The sequence below is a fragment of the Brevundimonas sp. Soil_N_31 genome, from assembly GCF_057655995.1.
On sequence record NZ_JBDGLE010000003.1, the window covers coordinates 248,489 to 265,900 of the forward strand.

The window sequence follows — 17,412 nt, forward strand, 5'->3', positions numbered from 1 at the left end:
CTGTATCGAATGATTCAGAAGACTGCTCTCTTGAGCCCAAGGCCTGTCCGGAGCCGTCCCACGCGTGCCCAGACGCGCGAGCGTATCCTCAACGGCGCCCTGGAAGCCTTCGCCGAACGCGGTTTCCAGGGGGCGACACAGGAGGACATTTGCGATCGGGTCGGATTGAGCCGGGGCGCGTACAACTCCAATTTCCGGTCCCAGGAGGAGCTGTTTTTCGCCATCTACGATCGGACGATCGAACGGCTGGAACGGCATCTCGAGATCTCGATTGCGTCGGCCCTGTCCAGACCGGGACCCGCGGCGGAGAACTTCGTCAGGGCGTTCATCGCCGACTACGCCTTCGACCGCAGTTGGTATCTGCTGCAGGCGGATTTCGGTCTGCACGCCCTACGAAACCCTGCGGTGGCGAGCCATTACGCCGCGCGGCAGAATCGCATCCTCTCGGTTATCGAAGAGGCTGTCGGCCGTGTCTGGAGGGGAATCGAGCCGAGCCGCCCCCACGCGTCTTCCCGCGTCGCTCGCCTCATTCTGGCGGTCCACGAAGGCGCCATGTTCCAGCGCCTACTGGAACCGTCCACAATAAAGGACGGCGAATTGTTGACCCTCCTCGCCGATCTTCTGTTCTCGAAATCCGCGATCAACTCATGAACAGTCCCGGCGACCGGTCCTCAGGGACGTGAGCCGATCACGCACAATGCCGGCCTATTCTAAAGAACCTGAAAGTTCATCTACACCACGCTCGCTGCGGTGCGCCTGGCGTTGACGTCGATTGTGGCGCCGGTGATATAGCGTCCACCCGGCCCGACTAGGTGTTTGGTCCCAGGCTTTGATGGTGTGATCCTTTCGTTGGAATGGAAGGAAGCCATATGGGCCAGGTTCGTCACGGGAGCGCCACGACCACGCACGCCGTCCGAGCAGCAATACAGCGATCGCAGGCTTCGCTCGCGACGCTGAGCCGGGAGTTGGGGATCAACCCCAAGACGGTGGCGAAGTGGCGTAAGCGGACCTCGGTCGAGGATCGCAAGACCGGGCCGAAGGAGCCGCGCTCGACGGTTCTGACGGAAGCCGAGGAAGCGATGGTCGTCGCGTTCCGGCGGCACACGCTGCTGCCGCTGGACGACTGCCTCTACGCCCTGCAGCCGTCCATCCCGCACCTGACGCGCTCAGCGTTGCACCGCTGCTTGCAGCGACACGGCATCTCACGCCTGCCGGATGTCGAAGGCGACAAGCCGAAGCGGCAGCGTTTCAAGCGTTACCCGATCGGCTTCTTTCATGTTGATATCGCCGAGCTGCAGACGGCCGAGGGCAGGCTCTATCTGTTCGTCGCCATTGATCGCACCAGCAAGTTCGCTGTCACCCAGCTGGTCGACAAGGCCGACAGACGAACCGCCTGGGAGTTCCTCGAACAGTTGTTGGAGGCCGTGCCGTACAAGATCCACACGATCCTGACCGACAACGGCATCCAGTTCGCCGAGCAGCCTCGCAACCGCAACACCGCCTTCTCGCGACAGATGCGCTTCGACATGATCTGCGAAGCCAACGACATCGAGCACCGGCTGACCAAGCCGAACCATCCGTGGACCAATGGCCAGGTCGAGCGGATGAACCGCACCATCAAGGACGCCACCGTCAAACGCTTCCACTACGACAGCCACGACGAACTGCGTACGCACCTCGCCGACTTTATGGCCGCCTACAACTTCGCCCGAAGGCTCAAGACCCTCAACGGTCTCACGCCTTACGAATACATCGCCAGAATCTGGACGTCAGAGCCTGACCGGTTCATCGTCAATCCGATCCACCAGATGCCTGGACTGAACACCTAGTGCCGCTACACGTCATCGACGAGGTGGTGGAGCGGATCACCAACCAGACTATCACCGCCTATGAGTATGACCCGGCGACCGCATCCTTGGTCCAGCACGCGGATGGAGTCGGTCAGTCCTGAGGGTCTTCGGGCATAGCCAGGCGTCGACCGAGGTCGCGCATAGTTTTACGCGACGGACGCGGAAGCTTGGCCTTCAAAGCCTCCAGTTCCTTCGCCTCATCCCGCGTCAGCGGGTGATCGTGATCCACCAAGATTCTGCGGATCGCACGCGCGACGTCAGCGGCGACCGCATCGTCGTCTTCGTCCAAAGGAGGACGGCTCACGAGGGTTCTCGGGTTGGTGACAGCATCTGGCGCAAGTTTAGCACGAGAGGACTAGTAGGGCACGTTCGACGCCGCGCGCCGCAGCAGCGCCTGCACAGCGGCCTCCTTGGTGGGCCAGGTGCCGCAGTCGATGCCGTTCAGGGAACCGACGAACTGGAGGCGGTCTCCGGCCGTCACGCGCCGGACGCCGAAAAGCTGACGGCCACGACGGAAGTGGATATAATGGGGGCGGCTGCGCATGGGCGAACTCCGTTGATCACCCCCCAGCGCTGAAGGCCGCCCAGCGCCTTATCAACCGCCCGAAAACATCTACGTCACCACCGAGGGACCGCCGACATTGACTCCCGGCCGCGTCGCCTTCATAAGCCCGGCCTTCTCGCATCGGGTTCCGCCCGAGGCGCGAACTGACTACGGACGATGCGTGAACCGCCGTTGAGATCGCCGCTCCAATCGGGGAGCAGCCGGGCCGCATCATGATGAAGAGTGACACATGTCCAAGCGCCATAGCGCCAAGTACAAACTCGACCGGGCCATGGGTGAAAACCTGTGGGGTCGCGCCAAGTCTCCCGTCAACAAGCGTTCCTACGGCCCCGGCCAGCACGGCCAGCGCCGCAAGTCCAAGGTCTCTGACTTTGGTCTGCAGCTGAAGGCCAAGCAGAAGCTGAAGGGCTACTACGGCAACATCACCGAGAAGCAATTCGCGGCGACCTACGCCGAAGCCGCTCGTCGTAAGGGCAACACCTCGGAAAACCTGATCGGCCTGCTGGAATCGCGTCTGGACGCCATCGTCTACCGCGCCAAGTTCGTGCCGACCGTCTGGGCTGCTCGCCAGTTCGTCTCGCACGGCCACGTGACCGTCGACGGCAAGAAGGTCGACATCGGTTCGTACCGCGTCAAGCCGGGCCAGGTCATCGAGGTCAAGGAAAAGTCGCGCAACATGGCTCTGGTGCTCGAAGCCCAGCAGTCGAGCGAGCGCGACCTGCCTGACTATCTGGAACTGGGCGATCGTGGTTTCTCGGTCCGTTACGGCCGCGTGCCGGAACTGTCCGACGTGCCCTATCCGGTGAAGATGGAGCCGAACCTGGTCGTCGAATACTACTCCTCGTAAGTTCGACGGACCTTTCTGGTTCATGGAAAGGCCCCGACATCGTCGGGGCCTTTCTTTGTCTGGATTGAGGCCTTTCCGGTTCACTTTCGGACCGAACGGGCGCAATATGAATTGTTGCCAGCATCGCGCCGAGGGAGGCCGAACATGAGACGCGTCTTCTTCGGCTTCGTTCTTGCGGCGGGGCTCGCCGCTTGCGCTCATGCGCCCGGCGAACTGGTGCGAACCGAAGGCATGCCGGGCCAGTTGGAACCGATCCACGCCGCCGCCTTCACCCGCGACCTCGCCGTATTCCGAGTCAGCTCCAACGGCTGCACCGACAAGAGCGACGTGAAGCCCTTCATCACCCAGTTGAAGGACTCGGCGGTGATCACCTTGCGCCGCATGGGCGAGGACGTCTGCACCCGCCCGGTCAAGGACGGGGTCCAGATCCAGTGGACCTTTGAAGAGTTGGGCCTGCCGGCCGGCGCCAATGTCGTGGTCAATAACCCCTATCTGATGAACGGCGATCAGGGCGTAGCGCAGTAAGGGGACTGAATCTTCAGGCTTCGTTAGCCATGCTCAAACAGCGGCGTTTAAGACCTGAACGATAGAACGGTCGACCCGTTCCTGTCTGCTTGGCATCGCCACCTATGCGCGTTCTTTCGTGTCTGACTGAAGACCATCATTTCGGTCTTGTCGCCTTGGCCGCCCTTATCTGCCTCTTGGGCAGCTGGATCACCACAGGCCTGTTGCGCAGGGTGCGAGAGGAGCGGGGCGTCGCCCAGGCGTCCTGGATGTTCCTGGGCGCCCTGGCTGGCGGGGCTACCATCTGGTGCACCCATTTCGTCGCCATGATCGCTTACCGGCCGGGCGTCGGCGTGGCTTACGAGCCGCTGCTGACAGGCGTCTCCCTGGCTATCGCCATCCTGGGCGTGGGGCTGGCGCTGGGCGGGGCGACGACGCGGGGTCGCTTCGCGCCCGCTGCCGGCGGCGCGTTGTTCGGCCTGGCCGTCGCCGCCATGCACTTTGTCGGCATGGCCGCCATGGCGGTGGAGGGCGTGGTCCACTGGTCGAACGGCTATGTCGCCGCCTCCATGATCGGTTCGGTGGCGTTCGGCGCGATCGCGTTCCAGATGGCCGCCGACGTGCAGGATCGCTTCGCCCGCCTGAAGGGCGCGGCCGCCATGGTCCTGGGCATCGTCTGCCTGCACTTCACGGCCATGGCCGCCATGACCATCATTCCCTTTGCGGCGGCGGACGGCGTGCTGACCGGCCAGGACGCGCAGAACGTGCTGGCGCTGGGCGTCGCGGGCGTTGGCCTGCTGGTGCTGGGCGCGGGCGCGGCCAGCCACGTGCTGGATCGTCAGTCGCACGCCCTGCACAGTGAACGGCAGCAGTATCTGATCGAGAGCGGCGTCGACGGCATGGCCATCGAGCGCGACGGCGTCGTCATCGCCGCCAATGAGGTTCTGGCCGCCCTGCTGGGCGTCTCGCGCGAAGCCCTGATCGGCGCCAGCCTGGAGCAGTGGGTCGAGGACGCGCACCGTCTGGGCGACGGCTCGGTGGCGCAGACCGTCCTGCGGTCCGGCGGCGAGGAAATCCCCGTCGAATTGTCGGCGCGTCGCGATCAGACCACGGGCAGCCGCACCATGATCTATGCGGTGCGCGACCTACGCGCCCGCATGGCCCAGGAGCGCCGCATCGCCCACCTGGCCCGCAACGACAGCCTGACCGGCCTGCCGAACCGCGCCTCCTTCCTGGAACGCCTGACCCGCCAGAAGCAGACGGCCGCCGAAGGCGAGGCGCTGGCCCTGTTCGCCCTGGACCTAGATCGCTTCAAGGAGGTCAACGACCTGTACGGCCACGCGGTCGGCGACCAGCTGCTGTGCATCATCGCCGAGCGCATGAAGGGCGTTCTGCGCGAGGGCGAATTCATTGCGCGTCAGGGCGGGGACGAATTCCTGGCGCTGGCCTCGGTCTCCACCCGCGACGAAGCTCGCGCCGTGGCTGAGCGCCTGCGCCAGGCCGTTATCCAGACCATCACGATCGAGCACGCTGATCTGTCGTGCGGCGCCAGCATCGGCGTATCGTTGTGGCCGCAAGACGCTCAGGACGTGTCGACCCTGATCAACAACGCCGACCTGGCCATGTACCGGGCCAAGGCGTCGCTGACGCAGGATGTCTGCTTTTATGAGGCGGACATGGACCAGGCGGTTCGCGCCCGGCGTCGCGTCACCCAGGCCCTGCGCGAGGCGCTTGAGAACGAGCGGTTCGAGCTGCATTACCAGGTCCAGGCCTCGGTCGAGACCGGCAAGGCCACCGGCTATGAAGTCCTGCTGCGCTGGAAGAACGACGAAGGCCGCTACATCTCGCCGGCTGACTTCATCCCCGTGGCTGAGGAGAACGGCCTGATCCTGCCGATCGGCGAATGGGTGCTGCGCCAGGCCTGCCGCCAGGCCGCCGCCTGGGCCGAACCGCATCGCATCGCGGTCAATCTGTCGCCGGTCCAGCTGAGCCATGTCGACCTGCCGCGCCTGGTGCATCAGATTCTGATGGAGACGGGCCTTGCGCCGTCGCGTCTGGAGCTGGAGATCACCGAGACGGCGATGATCACCGATATGGAGCGGACGACCCACGTCCTGCGTCAACTGAAGGCTCTGGGCGTGACCATCGCAATGGACGACTTCGGCACCGGCTATTCCTCGCTTTCGACGCTGAAGGCCTTCCCGTTCGACAAGATCAAGCTGGACCGCTCCTTCATGCTGGAGCTGGAAGGCGAGGCGCCGCAGTCGCGAGCCATCATCCGCGCTGTTCTGACCATCGGCGAAAGCCTGTCGATCCCGGTGCTGGCCGAGGGCGTGGAGACGGCCGAACAGCTGGCCTTCCTGCGCGCCCAGGGCTGCAATGAGGTTCAGGGCTATCTTCTGGGTCGTCCTCAGCCGGAAGCCGACGCCCTGTCGAACGGCGCCGTCGTGATCGCGACGATTCCGTCCGTCGAGGATCAGACCGAGCGCGCAGCCGCGTAGCCGGGCCAGTGTTCGGCGGCTGCTCGTTCATACTGAACGGGCAGGGCTTCGGCGGCTCCGAGGGCGACGGCGGCGTGATGGCCCCAGTTGGGGTCGTCCAGTACGGCGCGCGCGACCGCGACCAGATCAGCCTTGCCCTGGACCAATAGCGCCTCCGCCTGTTGCGGGGTGACGATGAGTCCCACGGCCATGACGTTCGCTTCGGGAATCGCCGCCTTCACCGCCTCGGCGAAGGGAACCTGATAGCCCGGTTGGTCGCCGGGGATTCTGGCGACGGCGACATTTCCGCCGCTGGTCAGGTGCAGGTACTCATAGCCCATGTCGTGCAGGGCGCGGCCGAAGACGGCCGCCTCGACCGGCGTGATGCCGCCGTCGGTCCAGTCCGAGCCGTTGAAACGGGCGCCTAGGGCCTTGGTCCGTGGCCAGGCGTCGCGCAGAGCCTGGGCGACGCGCAACGGGAAGCGCATCCGGTTCTCCAGCGAGCCGCCGAATTCGTCGGTTCGTTCGTTCGATAGCGGCGAGAGGAACTGTGTCAGCAGATAGCCGTGGGCGGCGTGCAACTCGACCAGGTCGAAGCCGGCGCGGTCGGCGCGCGCGGCTGCATCGACGAAGGCCGCGACCACGCGATCCATGCCCGCCGGATCCAGCGCCGTCGGCATGTGCCAGTCGTCGCGATAGGGTTGGGGAGAAGCTGAAAACGTCTCCCACGCCTTGTCTGACGGGGCGGGGCCGCCATGATTGACCCACGGCGGATTGGTCGAGGCCTTGCGGCCGGCGTGACCCAACTGCACCCCGATCGGCGTGTCCGAATAGGTGCGGATGTCGCGGATGATCCGGGCGAAGGCGGCTTCCTGTTCGTCGTTCCACAGGCCGGTGTCGGCCCAGGAGATGCGGCCCGCCGCCTCGACGCCCGTGGCCTCGACGATCACCAGGCCGGCGCCCGACAGGGCCAGTCGGGCGATGTGCTGGGCGTGCCAGGGCTGAGGCACGCCGTCCACGGCCGAATACTGGCACATGGGGGCGATGACGATGCGGTTCTTCAGCGTCAACGGCCCAATGGCGCGCGGGGTGAACAGCAGGCTCATGCATGACTCTTTCGATGGCCCCCGGGGAGGCGGGGCACAGTAGCTATGACTGTGGCGGTTAGGTTCAAGCCCACCCTTTCCGATTATTCACGTGATCCCGAACCACGACGCTGGCAGTTTGCCGCCAACCAACAAGGGGAACACCTCATGCGTCGTCTCGTTATCGCTCTCGCCGTCGCCGCGCTCGCCGCGCCCGTGCTGTCGGGCTGCATCATCATCGCCACCGAAAAGCCGACGACGCGCGTCATCCACTCGTCCCCCGCCGAGGCGAACTGATGCGCCTCGCTGCTGCCGCCGTCGCCGCCCTGCTGCCGCTGCTGGGCGGCTGCGTCATCTATTCCAACGAGGGCGGTGAAAAGGTTTCGGTCGTCACTGACCAGAATGCAGCCCGCACCGAGGCGCTCGAAGCTGTCCGCAAGGTCGACTTCGACGGCCAGCGCCTGAACGTCGTGGTCGGCTCCAACGGTTGCACCGAGGCGTCCAGCTTTGAGGTGCGTATCAAGGACGCCGATCCGGCGGAGCTGACGCTGGTGCGCCGCTCGCCTGATATGTGCAAGGCCCTGGTCCCCGAAGGCAAGACGGTTAGCTGGGCCTATGACGAACTGGGCCTGGAGCGCGGCCAGCCTGTACGCGTGCTGAACCCCATCAGCCTGTAAGAGGAACTTCTTCTACAAGAGGAGAAGGGCCGCCTATGCCTTGAACGGCCCCAGCATCTCCGCCGGGATGCGGGCGGGGCGCAGGGTCTGGGCGTCGACCAGGCACCATTCGGACAGGCCTTGCGCGCACAGGCGGCCCTCGGCGTCCTCGATGCGGACATAGCGGTTGAAGCGCGGCCCCTGCGGATCGCCGACCCAGGTGCGGGCGACGACGCCGGTCGCGTCGGGCGCGATGGCGCGCAGGTAGTCGATCTCGTGTCTCAGGGCGATCCACGACCAGCGGGCGCGCGTCTCGTCGTCGAAGCGCGCGTTCCAGTGGGCCGTGCCCACGTCCTGAAGCCAGCCGACGTAGACGACGTTGTTGACGTGGTTGTTCTCGTCAATGTGTTCCGGCCGCACGTCCAGCGGGACGACGAAGACCTCGCGGTCCTCACGCGGTTGCAGCTGCGGCCGGGCCATCGGCGCTTAGGCCTCGCCGAGGGCGACGCCCTTTTCGGCCATCAGGGCGGCCAGTTCGCCCGACTGGAACATCTCGCGCACGATGTCCGAGCCGCCGACGAACTCGCCCTTCACATAGAGCTGGGGTATGGTCGGCCAGTCGGTGAAGGCCTTGATGCCTTCGCGCAGAGCTTCGTCCTGCAGCACGTCGACGCCGACGAAGGCCGCGCCCACGTGGTCGAGGATCTGGACCGTGACCGAGGAGAAGCCGCAGCGCGGCGAATCCGGCGTGCCCTTCATGAAGAGCACCACGTCATGCTCGGCCACCGTCTGGGCGATGAAGGCGTGGACGGGATCGGCGGCGGTTTGTTCGGTCACTGTGTCGGAACCCTTCTGCGAAGCCCGTGAGCTAGGCGCCCAATGGGGCCGGGTCAAGGCCGGGCGGACGTTCAGTCTCAGGCCGATTGCGTCCGCAAGGACAGACGCTCGGCCCGTTCCGCCAGCACCTGGGCGCCATGCTCACGCGCGGTTTGCGCCGCTTCAGTCAGCATCAGACCGACGCCGCGCGGTATTTCGCCCGTCCAGCGCGCACGCGCCAGCGCCACGCGCGCCAGGCCGATCTGTTCGGCCGCCCAGTCCAGCGGCGTGGCCGTGACTGAAGGGCGCACCAGACGTCGCCGCAGGCTGGTTTCAATGTTCATCAGGGCCGTCAGGTCGCCTGCCGCCCCGGCGCGGGCCGTGTCTTGGGCCACGCGCTGTTCATGGGCCAGCGCGCCTAGGATCAGGCCGCCGCCTTCGGTCAGGGTTTCCGCCTGAATCAGTACGACCGGCGACAAGGCCTCGCGCTCGGCGCGCAAGACCTGGATGGCGGACCAGTCCAGCGGGCTGTGGTCGGGGGTGAACATCTGGGCGGCGGCGTCGAACATGGCCTTGGCCTGATCCCGGGCTGTTGGAGCTTCGGCTATGGCGGCCAGGGCGGCCATGCCAGCCGCACAAAGCGCCAGGGCGCGGGCGCGGCTCAGCGGTCTCTGTTCGGGAGCGGCGGCCTCGACCAAGGCGCGCAGGTCGCGCCCGGCCTTGTCCAGCATCCTGGCGTCGCGCGTATTGAGCCCGGTTTCCAGCGCCAGGGCGGCGCGATCGAGGCGCAGTTCGTCCTCCAGCGTGCGCGCGCCCTTCAGGTTCGCCAGGGCGGCGTCCAGGAGCTTCGCCGCCTCGCTCAGTTCCGACAGTCGGCCGGACAGCAGGGCCAGTCGCGCGCGCAGGCGGGCATGCAGGGCTGCTGCTGCGGCGACCGTATCCAGTCGGCGCGCCGGCGGCAGCTCGCTGAGAAGGTCCAGGGCGGCCGTCAGCCGATCGGGACCGCCGCGCAAGTCAAAGGCCAGCATGGCGGTCTGAGCCAGGTCCAGGGCGGCTCGAACGGCCTGATCGCCGTTGGCGGCGTACTTAGCGGCGTCGCGCCCGGCGCTCTCGGCGCGTTCCAGGCTGGAGGCGACGCCACAGCGGCGGGCGTGTTCACGCCACAGGGCGGCGGCGCGCAGTGAGGCGTCGAAGGGGCGGGGGCAGGAGACGCGACCCGCGTCGGTTGATTGTTGACGCGCTTCGATCTCGACCAGGCCGACGCCGATCAGCTCGAGCCAGCCCAGGTCGTCGCTGTCGCGCGCCTTCTCGAACAGCCGTCTAAGGTCTCTGCCGAATTCGAACATTCGCCTGTGTCGTCCCGCTTCGGGATTACGGGGGGGATCCCGCTGCCGACCAAGCAAACGCAGCGCCGTAGGAAGGGTTCGCCTTAACCATACCGACAAATTGTGAACTCGAAGTCGACCGACAGCCTCGCGGAGGAAACTGCTGGAGAGGTCAGCCCAGTTGCGGCGCCTTCTGACGGCAGCGCTGCAGAGCGGCGCGAGCCTCGGATTCTCCGGCGGAAAGGCGACGCACGGCGTCCAGGCGGGCGCGTGTCTGTTCGGCTTCCGCCACCGCCGGGTTGCGGCCGGCGACGGTCGCGGCCTGCATGGCCGCGAGCGACCAGTAGAGGGCGGCGTCATAGAGCGCGCGGCCGTATCGGCTTTCTCCGCCCTCAAGTTCGGACGCCGCCTGTGTCAAACCGGCGCATCTGACCGCCTCGTCATAGGAGACGAGCCGGGCGCTAGGTGCTTGAGCCGGGGCCTGGGCGGGCGCCGAGGCCTGGGCCAGCGCCATGGCGGCGGTGACGGCGACGATGAACATCAGAACTCCACGGGCGCGAGGAGCGCCGATCAGGCTCTACTAAAGAACCACGTCCGGGTGATGGATGAAAGCGGTGTTCAGAAAAGCTTCAGGTTGCATCCGCGAAAGGCGGCATGGCGCGTCCTAAAACACGGCGGGCAGGAGCGGATCGAGCGCCGTCCGCCGCGGCGCCTTGCGGTCCAGTCCGCCCCAGGCCGCCGCCAGCCTGACCACCGCCAGGTCCAGTTCCGCCTCTTCACGGCTGAAGGGCAGGCGGATGAAACGGTCGAAGGCGCCGTTGATCCCGAACCGCATGCCGGGCGCGATCCGCACCCCATGATCGGGCGCGGCGATGGCCAGGCGCACGCCGTCCGGCCGGGGCAGCTCGACCCATAAAGACAGGCCGCCGTCGGGCCGTCGCGTCCGCCATTGCGGCAGATGCTCGGCCAGCCGCGTCCGCAGATGGGCCTCGCGGCGCGCCAGCAGTCGCCGCCGTGCGTGCAGCGGCGTCGGGTCGCCTGTCAGCAGCATGGCGGCCGCCAGCTGCTCCATCACGGGCACGCCCAGATCCAGAGACGGCCGATGGCGCACCACCGCATCGATGACCTCGACATGGGCGCGCAGCCAGCCGACGCGCAATCCGCCCCAATAGGGTTTGCTGGTCGAGCCCAGCCGCACGACATGGGGGCCGTGATCGACGGGCGGCGGCGGCGGGCGGTCGAACCACAGCTCGCGCAGGCTGTCGTCCAGCACCAGCATCGCGCCGACGCGGGCGGCGGCGGCGGCGATGTCGGCCTCGTCCTGGGCCGACAGGACATGGCCTGTCGGATTGTGGTGCGCGCCGATCAGATAGATCAGTCGCGGGCGGACGCGGGCGATGGCGGCCAGCATCCCGTCCATGTCCCAGCCCAGGGGCGTCATGGCGACGGGGCTGAGCGCCAGACCGGCCTGGGTCAGGGCGTCCAGCGCGTGGGGATAGCCGGGGTGTTCGACCACCGCCCGGTCGCCGGGCCGCGTCGCCGCCCGCAGCAGCAGCGCCAGCCCGCCCAGCGCGCCCGCCGTGACCACCACCTGCTGCGCCGTGGTGGCCATGCCCTCGTCGCTATAGCGGTCGGCGACGACGCGGCGCAGGGCCTCGACGCCGATCGGCTCATAGCCCGGTCCCGGCAGATGGGCGGGCAGGGCCTCCAGCGCGCGGGCGTAGGCGGCGTGCACCTGTTCGTCGGCGGCCATGGCGGCCGAGGCCATGTCGATGACGCCGGGCGCATCGACCCTCTGCATCGGCCCGTCCAGATAGGTCACGGGCGGGGACGCCGGGCTGGCGGGCAGGGCGGTGAAGCTGCCCGACCCGGTCCGGCTGACGATGAAGCCGTCGGCCCTCAGCCGGTCCAGGGCGGCGCTGACGGTGATGCGGCTGACGCCCAGGGTTTCGGCCAGGCGGCGCTCGCCGGGCAGGCGCGCGTTCAGCGACAGCCGCCCGTCCAGGATGATGAGCTTCAGCGCCTCGGCCAGGCGGCGATAGGCGGGCTCGCCGTCCGGCCCGCGCCAGCCGTTCAACTGACGCGACAGGGAGGCGGCGTTGACCAGGGTGTCGCGCATAAGGCCACCGTCTCGAAATTGGCCCTATAAAGCAAGGCCGATCTAGGAGCTTATGGCGCACATGTTCATGCGTCGTTTCATCCAGCTTCAACTGGGCCTGTGCCTGTACGGCGTGGCCGCCGCCCTGATGGTGCGCTCCAACCTCGGGCTGGACCCGTGGAACGTCTTTCACCAGGGCCTGTCCCTGCGGACGGGCATCAGCCTGGGGACCGCCTCGATCATCATGGGCGTCCTGGTGATGCTGACCTGGATTCCGCTACGCCAGAAGCCGGGCCTGGGCACGCTGTTCAACATCTTCGTCATCGGCCTGTCGATGGATGCGGCCCTGGCCGTCCTGCCCGAGATCACGGGCCTGCCGCTGCGGCTGGCCTTCATGACGATGGGCGTGCTGCTGACCGCCATGGGCGGGGCCGCCTACATCGGCGCCGGCATGGGCACGGGGCCGCGCGACGGCCTGATGATCGGCCTCAACCAGCGGCTGGGCTGGTCGATCCGGGTGTCGCGGATGCTGATCGAGGTCAGCGTCCTGGCCGGAGGCTGGTTGCTGGGCGGCTCGGTCGGCCTGGGCACGGTGGTCTTCGCCGTGGGCATCGGCCCGCTGATCCAGATCTTCCTGCCGTGGTTCCGGGCGCTGGGGCGCGAGCCCCGCGTGGCGCCTTCGACCTGAACGCCGAGTCCGAACCCCGCCAGACCACGCCGTTAGGGCATGAAAGGAAGACGGCCTCTTTCACGCACGAGGTCGTCATGCCTGCACTCATCGACAAGGTCGCCGTCATCACCGGAGCCAGCTCCGGCATCGGCGCCGCCGCCGCCCATCTGTTCGCCCGCGAAGGCGCGGCGGTGGTCGTCACCGCCCGGCGCGAGGCTGAGCTTCTGGCCCTGGTCGCGGCGATCGAGGCCGAGGGCGGCCGCGCCGTCGCCGTGCCGGGCGACATCCGCGACGAGGCCCTGGCCGAGCGGCTGGTGAGCACGGCGGTCGAGCGGTTCGGCGGTCTGGACATCGCCCTGAACAACGCCGGGGCGATCGGCGCCAATGAGCCGACGCCGGATATTGCGCTGGAGCGTTGGCGCGAGACGCTGGACGTCAACCTGACCGCCGCCTTCCTGGGCGCCAAGCATCAGATCCCGGCCCTGTTGGCGCGCGGCGGCGGGTCGCTGATCTTCACCTCGACCTTTGTGGGTCACGCCATCGGCATGCCGGGCATGGCGGCCTATGGCGCGGCCAAGGCGGGGCTGGTCGGCTTGTCGCGCGTCATCGCCGCCGAGTTCGGGGCCAAGGGCGTGCGCAGCAACTGCCTGCTGCCCGGCGGCACGGACACCGAGGCGGGCCGCGAATTCGCCCACACGCCCGAGATCATCGCCTTCGTCGAGGGCATGCACGCCCTGAAGCGGATGGCGAGCCCGGAGGAGATCGCCCGCGCCGCCCTGTTCCTGGCGTCGGACGCCTCCAGCTTCATGACCGGAACGGCCATGCTGGTCGACGGCGGGGTGTCGATCAGCAAGACCTGAGGCGTCAGCCCCGTTCCTTGGTCTTGGTGAAGGCGATCTTGGGGAAGCGTTCGGAGACATAGCCCGTCTCCCAGCTCGACTTGGCCAGGAAGACCGGGTTCTGGTCGATGTCGACCGCCATCTGGGGCCGGTATTTGCCGGCGAAGTCCTCCAGGTCGGCCTTCTCGCCCGCCACCCAACGCGCCTCGGCGTAAGGCGACGGTTCGAAGACGACGTCCAGGCCGTATTCCTCGCCCAGGCGGTCGGCCATGACCTCGAACTGCAGCTGGCCGACGGCGCCGACGATGAAGTCCGCGCCCAGTTCGGGGCGGAACAGCTGGGTCACGCCTTCCTCGGCCAGACCCTCCAGCGCCTTCTTCAGGTGCTTGGCCTTCAGCGGATCCTTGACGCGGACGCGCTGCAGGATTTCCGGGGCGAAGTTGGGCAGGCCGGCGAAACGCACCAGGCCGCTCTCCGACAGGCTGTCGCCGACGCGCAGCACGCCGTGGTTGGGAATGCCGATGACGTCGCCGGCGAAGGCGTCCTCGGCCAGTTCGCGATCCGAGGCGAAGAACATGATGGGGGCGTTGACCGACAACTGCTTGCCGGTGTTCTGCACCTTCAACTTCATGCCGCGCTTGAAGCTGCCCGAGGCCATGCGGAACATGGCGATGCGGTCGCGGTGGTTCGGGTCCATGTTCGCCTGAACCTTGAAGACGAAGCCGGTGACTTCATCCTTGCTCGGTTCGACCGCGATGTCCTCGGGCGCCGGGGCGTTGCGAGTCTCGGGCGGCGCCTCCTTGCGGGCCTTCATGGTCTTGGGCGGCGGGGCCCATTCGCCGATGGCCTTCAGCAACTCCTCGATGCCGAAGTGGCGCAGGGCCGAGCCCCACAGCACGGGCGTCATATGGCCTTCCAGAAACGCCTGATGATCGAACGGCTTGTAGCCCGCCTCGACCAGTTCCAGCGCATCGACCATGTCGGCCTGCTCCGAGCCTTCGAAGAAGGCGGCGGCCTGATCGAAGGGCAGGGGGGCGGGGTGCTCGCCGTCGTTGTCGGAGGTCTTGCGGGTATAGGGCTGGAACCGGCCCTGGCCGCCGACCTCGGCCAGACCGCGCAGGCGGTTGCCGCTCTCGGCCGGCCACCAGATAGGCGAGGGGTCCAGCTGCAGGCGAGACGCGATCTCGTCCAGCAGGGCCATCGGATCCTGGGCTTCGCGGTCCAGCTTGTTGATGAAGGTGATGATCGGGATGTCGCGCAGGCGGCAGACCTCGAACAGCTTCAGCGTCTGCGGCTCGATGCCCTTGGCGGCGTCCAGCACCATGATGGCGCAGTCGGCGGCCGTCAGGGTGCGATAGGTGTCTTCCGAAAAGTCCTCGTGCCCCGGCGTGTCCAGCAGGTTGAACATCTTGCCGTCGTGCTCGAACGTCATGACCGAGGCGGTGACCGATATGCCCCGTTCCTTCTCGATCTTCATCCAGTCCGAGCGGGCGCGGCGGTTTTCCCCGCGCGCCTTCACTGCCCCGGCCGCGCGCACGGCGCCGCCCGCCAGCAGGATATGCTCGGTCAGGGTCGTCTTGCCGGCGTCCGGGTGGGCGATGATGGCGAAGGTCCGACGGCGGTCGGCCTCCTGGGCGAGGGTCAGTTTGGACATAGAGCTTCCTTTAGGACGCGCGACCTACCGCGCCGGGGCTCAATTGTCGACGTTCACGATGTCGTGAAAGACCCTTCGCGTATGATGGTTATTCGAGGCATGCTCGTTTTCGGGAGACGGCGGGCCATGAGTCCGTCGTACAAGGGAAGGGAAACGTCATGGCTCTGGTTCACCCAGGCAAGGTCGCGCCCGTACAGAACGAGCGCAAGATTCACCCGTTGGTCTGCTTTCTGGCGGGGTTCGCCCTGATCGTCCTGGCGGCGATCGTGGTGCACACAGTGTTCGGGGTGCTGCTCTAGGAGGCAGGGAGCGGCCTCGCATCGGACGTCGTGTCTGGCGCGCCTATGTCATCCTGCGGTTCTTCGGGCTCGGGGGCCTCTTCCAGCGGGGCCTGACCCAATGCTTGTCGCGCCTGGTCGATCATTTGTCGCGCTCGACGTTTGTAAGCGCTTTGGTGAGGGCTGTTGGAAACAGGCGTGAGAATCGTGATCGCTTCAGCATTCATGTCGCGCGCCATATAGGCATGCCCCAGACGGGTGCGGCAGTCGAACGATTGCGGAGCCAAGGTGCAGGCGACCTCCAGCGTGGAGATATCGTTGTCCGTCGGATAGCGGGGCTGCCCGCGCCGCACGTCGTTCAGACCCAGATAGATGCGGAAATCCAGCGGTTCGGCGTCCATGGCGCGCGCAAGATAGGCGGCGGCCTGACGGCGAAGCTCGTTGGCGTCGTCGATCGAGGACGCTGACTCGGTCTGATCCAGCAGGGCCAGGGCGGCGACCCGCAAAACCTTGGCGTTGGTTGCGTGGTCGCCAAGACTGGGTTCCAGCACTGCCAGCGCCAAGTCTGGGCGCTGTGACAGCCGGTGTGCTCGAGCCGTGAGCAGTCGACCGACATCGGAGTCCGCATAGCGTTCACCCAGGGCGAAGGCTGAGCGGATGAGTTCGGCCCGGTTCTCATTGGCCTGTCGTCGATCCCGAGCCCGGCGCGCCTTTTGAGCGTCGGATTGCGTGTCGCCCTCCGCCTCTTCCTCTGCGGGAAGCTTGATCGGCGCATTATCAAGGCGAACATCCAGCCAGATGGCGTCAGCTTCGGCCTTGGACATTTGGCTGACCGTCACCTCGGGATGTGTGACCGGGATCTGTGGCGAGGTCACATTGATGGAGCCGGAAGTATAGCGCCACACGTCATCCTGAAGCTGAGCCGCTGTCCGGCCTGTCGCCGCCTGCATGGCGACGACGGAGTCCTCTCCGCTGGCCACAGCCGCCAGATAACGTCTCAGCATCTGGGTGCGTTCAGGCGTGCTCATGAAGTAGTGAGTCATCGCCCATGATTGGGCGTAATAGAGATGCGCGGGGAAGCGCCCGGAATCTGAAATGCGCCACTTCAGAACGTCTTCCATCCGGGCCCAGGTGTTGAAACCCATGTTCAGCGAATTTACCCGGCCTGGGTTGTGTCGTCCGAATTGGATGCGCTCGTCTGTAAGATTGGCGGTGGAATAGTATTCTGCGAAGCCTTCAACAAACCATGAGGGATAGGCGTTAGCCTTCATCTGGAACATGAAGTGGTGAGCGTATTCATGGAAGACGACGACATCGCCCATGGAGCTGCGTGTGTCGACGACTGTATAGATTCGGCCGCTGTTAGGCGAATAATAACCCGCCACGCCTTCGCTTATGCCGGGAGAAATGCGATTCATGTCCCGTCGTCCTTCGGCCATGAAGATCTCCAACTTGGGAATCTCATGATCAGTCTGAATCGGGTAGTAGGTTCGCAACAGGGCGTCGAAGCGCTCGACCTTGCGTGCGTAGCGTCTCAGGCTCGCTTCCGACGTGTCGCCGTAAACGACGAAATGCTGGGTTTCCGCTTTTAGCCATTCAGCTTGGGCAGGCAGCGCGATGAATGCGCTCAACATGACCCCAGTTGTCAGGATGCGCAAAGGCTTGGCCTGCGTGCGTTCGCTTCTCTTGGTCATGCTCCGCCCCATGTCACCGTTCAAGGCATAAAGAACGGCGGTGTTTTAGGG

General features: G+C 66.4%; 21 protein-coding genes. 11 read left to right on the forward strand and 10 right to left on the reverse strand.

All coding sequences use genetic code 11. The features are described 5' to 3' along the window. Positions 1 to 9 precede the first annotated feature (9 nt). From AC3A3G_RS06635 to AC3A3G_RS06645, 3 genes are all read left to right on the forward strand, one after another. Complete coding sequence (locus tag AC3A3G_RS06635) at positions 10 to 651, forward strand: TetR/AcrR family transcriptional regulator (RefSeq protein ID WP_138140894.1); 642 nt, start codon at positions 10 to 12, stop codon at positions 649 to 651. Between the two features lie 218 nt (positions 652 to 869). Continuing rightward, entirely contained in the window at positions 870 to 1,829 is a 960-nt protein-coding gene (locus tag AC3A3G_RS06640) for an IS481 family transposase (protein ID WP_003168747.1), read from the forward strand. Next, positions 1,829 to 1,951, forward strand: coding sequence for a hypothetical protein (locus AC3A3G_RS06645; RefSeq protein ID WP_003168748.1), 123 nt, complete (start codon positions 1,829 to 1,831; stop codon positions 1,949 to 1,951). The genes AC3A3G_RS06640 and AC3A3G_RS06645 overlap by 1 nt, the downstream gene beginning before the upstream one ends. On the opposite strand, the gene AC3A3G_RS06650 is transcribed toward AC3A3G_RS06645, so the two are convergent. After that, the gene (locus tag AC3A3G_RS06650) at positions 1,942 to 2,139 is read right to left on the reverse strand and encodes a hypothetical protein (protein ID WP_003168749.1); all 198 of its coding nucleotides are present in this window, start codon (positions 2,137 to 2,139) and stop codon (positions 1,942 to 1,944) included. The genes AC3A3G_RS06645 and AC3A3G_RS06650 overlap by 10 nt on opposite strands. A gap of 66 nt (positions 2,140 to 2,205) precedes the next feature. Beyond that, the gene (locus tag AC3A3G_RS06655) at positions 2,206 to 2,394 is read right to left on the reverse strand and encodes a hypothetical protein (RefSeq protein WP_003168750.1); all 189 of its coding nucleotides are present in this window, start codon (positions 2,392 to 2,394) and stop codon (positions 2,206 to 2,208) included. 250 nt (positions 2,395 to 2,644) lie between these two features. Between AC3A3G_RS06655 and rpsD the strand changes: the two genes are divergently transcribed. The 3 genes from rpsD (at position 2,645) to AC3A3G_RS06670 (ending at position 6,267) form a co-directional block, all read left to right on the forward strand. Continuing rightward, complete coding sequence (gene rpsD / locus AC3A3G_RS06660; RefSeq protein WP_003169687.1) at positions 2,645 to 3,262, forward strand: 30S ribosomal protein S4; 618 nt, start codon at positions 2,645 to 2,647, stop codon at positions 3,260 to 3,262. Positions 3,263 to 3,406: 144 nt separating this feature from the next. Beyond that, on the forward strand, positions 3,407 to 3,787 hold the full coding sequence (locus tag AC3A3G_RS06665; protein WP_487487812.1) for a hypothetical protein: 381 nt from the start codon (positions 3,407 to 3,409) through the stop codon (positions 3,785 to 3,787). A gap of 104 nt (positions 3,788 to 3,891) precedes the next feature. Next, on the forward strand, positions 3,892 to 6,267 hold the full coding sequence (locus tag AC3A3G_RS06670) for a bifunctional diguanylate cyclase/phosphodiesterase (protein ID WP_487487813.1): 2,376 nt from the start codon (positions 3,892 to 3,894) through the stop codon (positions 6,265 to 6,267). Here AC3A3G_RS06670 and AC3A3G_RS06675 read toward each other — a convergent pair. Next, on the reverse strand, positions 6,243 to 7,352 hold the full coding sequence (locus AC3A3G_RS06675) for an NADH:flavin oxidoreductase/NADH oxidase (protein WP_487487814.1): 1,110 nt from the start codon (positions 7,350 to 7,352) through the stop codon (positions 6,243 to 6,245). The two genes, AC3A3G_RS06670 and AC3A3G_RS06675, sit on opposite strands and share 25 nt — an antisense overlap. A gap of 147 nt (positions 7,353 to 7,499) precedes the next feature. Here AC3A3G_RS06675 and AC3A3G_RS06680 point away from each other — a divergent pair, with 147 nt between their 5' ends. Both AC3A3G_RS06680 and AC3A3G_RS06685 read left to right on the forward strand, forming a co-directional pair. After that, on the forward strand, positions 7,500 to 7,628 hold the full coding sequence (locus AC3A3G_RS06680) for a hypothetical protein (protein ID WP_256375798.1): 129 nt from the start codon (positions 7,500 to 7,502) through the stop codon (positions 7,626 to 7,628). Next, positions 7,628 to 8,008, forward strand: a complete 381-nt coding sequence (locus AC3A3G_RS06685; RefSeq protein ID WP_368925227.1) for a hypothetical protein — start codon at positions 7,628 to 7,630, stop codon at positions 8,006 to 8,008. Before AC3A3G_RS06680 ends, AC3A3G_RS06685 begins: the two co-directional genes overlap by 1 nt. A gap of 33 nt (positions 8,009 to 8,041) precedes the next feature. Here AC3A3G_RS06685 and AC3A3G_RS06690 read toward each other — a convergent pair whose 3' ends face one another. The 5 genes from AC3A3G_RS06690 to yczR form a co-directional block, all read right to left on the reverse strand. Beyond that, complete coding sequence (locus AC3A3G_RS06690) at positions 8,042 to 8,467, reverse strand: acyl-CoA thioesterase (protein ID WP_125902131.1); 426 nt, start codon at positions 8,465 to 8,467, stop codon at positions 8,042 to 8,044. 6 nt (positions 8,468 to 8,473) lie between these two features. After that, positions 8,474 to 8,824, reverse strand: a complete 351-nt coding sequence (gene grxD / locus AC3A3G_RS06695) for a Grx4 family monothiol glutaredoxin (RefSeq protein ID WP_087141491.1) — start codon at positions 8,822 to 8,824, stop codon at positions 8,474 to 8,476. A gap of 77 nt (positions 8,825 to 8,901) precedes the next feature. Next, positions 8,902 to 10,149, reverse strand: coding sequence for a hypothetical protein (locus AC3A3G_RS06700; protein ID WP_487487815.1), 1,248 nt, complete (start codon positions 10,147 to 10,149; stop codon positions 8,902 to 8,904). A gap of 151 nt (positions 10,150 to 10,300) precedes the next feature. Then, positions 10,301 to 10,669 (reverse strand): hypothetical protein, encoded by a 369-nt coding sequence (locus tag AC3A3G_RS06705; protein WP_412876112.1) that lies wholly within the window; start codon positions 10,667 to 10,669, stop codon positions 10,301 to 10,303. A gap of 123 nt (positions 10,670 to 10,792) precedes the next feature. Further along, positions 10,793 to 12,247 (reverse strand): MocR-like transcription factor YczR, encoded by a 1,455-nt coding sequence (yczR, locus tag AC3A3G_RS06710; protein ID WP_487487816.1) that lies wholly within the window; start codon positions 12,245 to 12,247, stop codon positions 10,793 to 10,795. A gap of 61 nt (positions 12,248 to 12,308) precedes the next feature. On the opposite strand from yczR, the gene yczE reads away from it, so the two are divergent. Both yczE and AC3A3G_RS06720 read left to right on the forward strand, forming a co-directional pair. After that, entirely contained in the window at positions 12,309 to 12,914 is a 606-nt protein-coding gene (yczE, locus tag AC3A3G_RS06715; protein ID WP_487487817.1) for a membrane protein YczE, read from the forward strand. 77 nt (positions 12,915 to 12,991) lie between these two features. After that, entirely contained in the window at positions 12,992 to 13,756 is a 765-nt protein-coding gene (locus AC3A3G_RS06720) for an SDR family oxidoreductase (RefSeq protein WP_200168153.1), read from the forward strand. 4 nt (positions 13,757 to 13,760) lie between these two features. Here AC3A3G_RS06720 and AC3A3G_RS06725 read toward each other — a convergent pair whose 3' ends face one another. Then, positions 13,761 to 15,389, reverse strand: coding sequence for a peptide chain release factor 3 (locus AC3A3G_RS06725; protein WP_487487818.1), 1,629 nt, complete (start codon positions 15,387 to 15,389; stop codon positions 13,761 to 13,763). Between the two features lie 158 nt (positions 15,390 to 15,547). Between AC3A3G_RS06725 and AC3A3G_RS06730 the strand changes: the two genes are divergently transcribed. Beyond that, positions 15,548 to 15,688, forward strand: coding sequence for a hypothetical protein (locus AC3A3G_RS06730; RefSeq protein WP_200168151.1), 141 nt, complete (start codon positions 15,548 to 15,550; stop codon positions 15,686 to 15,688). Here AC3A3G_RS06730 and AC3A3G_RS06735 read toward each other — a convergent pair. Continuing rightward, on the reverse strand, positions 15,685 to 17,361 hold the full coding sequence (locus AC3A3G_RS06735) for a DUF1570 domain-containing protein (protein ID WP_487487819.1): 1,677 nt from the start codon (positions 17,359 to 17,361) through the stop codon (positions 15,685 to 15,687). The two genes, AC3A3G_RS06730 and AC3A3G_RS06735, sit on opposite strands and share 4 nt — an antisense overlap. Positions 17,362 to 17,412 lie beyond the last annotated feature (51 nt).